A 2,111-nucleotide genomic window follows, 5' to 3' on the forward strand; every position below is an offset into this window, starting at 1 on the left:
AGTTGTTGCGTAGTGCTTGGTGACCAGGACGGCTGGGGCACCAATAGGTTGTCAAAGGCCGAGTCGATTTTGGGGACTGGGATGTCCCAAAATCTATCACGAGGCCGAAGACACGCTTGTTCATCGTCCCCCGCGTCCTGGAACTCACCTACACCAGCCACGATCTCAAACCCTTCGCCCAGGACCTCGGCTATCAAGGCGAGCCATTCCCCTTCGATCCCGAGCGCCGCCACCAGCTCAAATGCGAACTCAATGCCTACTACGCCAAACTCTACGGACTCACCCGCGATGAACTGCGCTACATCCTCGATCCTGCGGATGTCATGGGCGAAGACTATCCTTCCGAAACCTTCCGGGTGCTCAGGAAAAAGGAGCTGAACACCTTTGGTGAGTATCGTACCCAAAGGTTGGTGCTGGAGGCATTTGATAGAATAACCACAACTCAGAACACCCAATAGGGATATCACCATGTTTACTGAATTTCAATTACAAAACTTCAAGCCCTGGAAAGACACAAAAAAGCAAAGACTGGCGCCTCTGACCGTTTTTTTCGGCTCCAATAGTGCGGGCAAGAGCAGTTTGTCACAATTTCTGTTGTTATTGAAACAAACCGTGGATTCGCCTGATCGACAGCGGGTGTTGCATATGGGAGATCGCAACAGCGTAACGGATCTGGGCACTTCCCATGACATGATCTATGGTCATGATGAATCCAGAACCTTGGAATTCCTGCTTTCCTGGGGATTGGAGAAACCGCTGAATATTCATGATCCGGTTTCCGATAAAAATTATCAGGGAAATGCCATTGAGTTTTCATCGGGAATAAACTCACATGAAGGACGTCTGGGCGTAGAAACCATGAAGTACAGCCTGCACAAGGACGATGAACAAATACTTTCTGCTGCAATGACGATCGATGAAAACAGGAAGAAATATCGCCTGGTTACGGAAAATTATCAACAGGTAAGAAACAAGTGGCGGGGTTGGCCACTGCCGCAGCCAGCAAAGTTTTACGGATTTCCGGATGAGGCAGTAGCTTATTATCAGAATACGGGCTTTTTGGCTGATCTGACCTTGTCTCTGGAACAGCTGTTTTCCCGGCTCTACTATGTTGGGCCGCTCAGGGGATACCCGGAGCGCAGTTATATTTGGTCTGGTGAGCAGGTTGAACATGTGGGATGGAGAGGAGAACGGGCTGTAGAAGCTATTTTAGCGGCACGAGACCGCAAAATAAGCCGTGGTTACAAAATGGCAAAACAACCTTTTGAAAAAGTAGTGGCTCGTTGGCTTAAACAAATGGGATTGATCCATGCATTCGAGGTGCGGCAAATTGGCGAATACAGGAAGGAATACGAGGTTCTCATCCACACACGCAGCAGAAGCAGTCAGGTCAATCTTACCGATGTCGGATTCGGTATTTCACAGGTTCTGCCCATTATCGTGCAGAGTTTTTATGCACCGAAAGGATCAACCATCATCTTTGAACAGCCCGAAATACATTTACACCCACGTGTCCAGGCAGATCTGGCCGATCTCTTTATCGAGGGTATTCATGCCAGGGAGGAGGGGGAAAACAGAAGGAATCAATTCATAGTGGAAAGTCACTCGGAACACTTCCTGCGACGGTTGCAGCGGAGAATTGCCGAGGAGTCTGTTACGCCAGAGGAGGTGGCAATATATTTCTGTGAACCTGGTAACGGAGGGTCATCTATGATGCCTCTGGAAGTCGATGCCTATGGAAATATTTCAAATTGGCCTGAACATTTTTTCGGTGATGAAACTGAAGATCTGGTGGCAATGACCCAGGCAGCAATGCGTCGTCGGTCGGGGAAATAATATGAGCAGGGCATGCTTGGTAGATACAAATGTGGCAATCACCGCCAATGCAAAAAATCATATGTCGCCAGAATGCGCACTAGCCTGTCAGATTGCATTGGATCAGCTTATGAAAACGGATCGACTGGTGATCGATGCGGAATGGGGCATCATTGGTGGTAACTACTCACCCCTAAGATGAGTACAAGCCTGCCTCGATGGATCTACAATCGCTTTTTCATGTCTGTAGAGGCTTGACATCATAGTACGCCGAGTCTATGCTATTGACCCAACAC

The 2,111-nt window shown here is 48.6% G+C and carries 3 protein-coding genes; all 3 read left to right on the top strand.

The genetic code is table 11. The annotated features are described in order from the left end of the window. Positions 1–116: 116 nt before the first annotated feature. Genes ACOCD2_RS17440 through ACOCD2_RS17450 form a run of 3 tightly spaced genes read left to right on the top strand, consistent with a single transcriptional unit; the run spans position 117 to position 2,017 of the window. Positions 117–458: a hypothetical protein gene (locus ACOCD2_RS17440; protein ID WP_305800719.1), complete on the top strand. Its 342-nt coding sequence runs from the start codon at positions 117–119 to the stop codon at positions 456–458. Positions 459–468: 10 nt separating this feature from the next. Then, the gene (locus ACOCD2_RS17445; protein WP_293674973.1) at positions 469–1,836 is read left to right on the top strand and encodes an AAA family ATPase; all 1,368 of its coding nucleotides are present in this window, start codon (positions 469–471) and stop codon (positions 1,834–1,836) included. Positions 1,837–1,852: 16 nt separating this feature from the next. Next, a complete protein-coding gene (locus tag ACOCD2_RS17450) occupies positions 1,853–2,017 on the top strand; it encodes a hypothetical protein (protein WP_293674972.1) in 165 nt (54 codons plus the stop codon). The last annotated feature ends 94 nt before the right edge of the window (positions 2,018–2,111 follow it).

Source organism: Thiolapillus sp. (genome assembly GCF_048562965.1).
GTDB lineage: Bacteria > Pseudomonadota > Gammaproteobacteria > Chromatiales > Chromatiaceae > Thiolapillus > Thiolapillus brandeum_A.

What these genes read in the sequence shown, in the direction of transcription:
- ACOCD2_RS17445 (WP_293674973.1), top strand. Translation starts at nt 469, where the DNA reads ATGTTTACTGAATTTCAATTACAAAACTTCAAGCCCTGGAAAGACACA.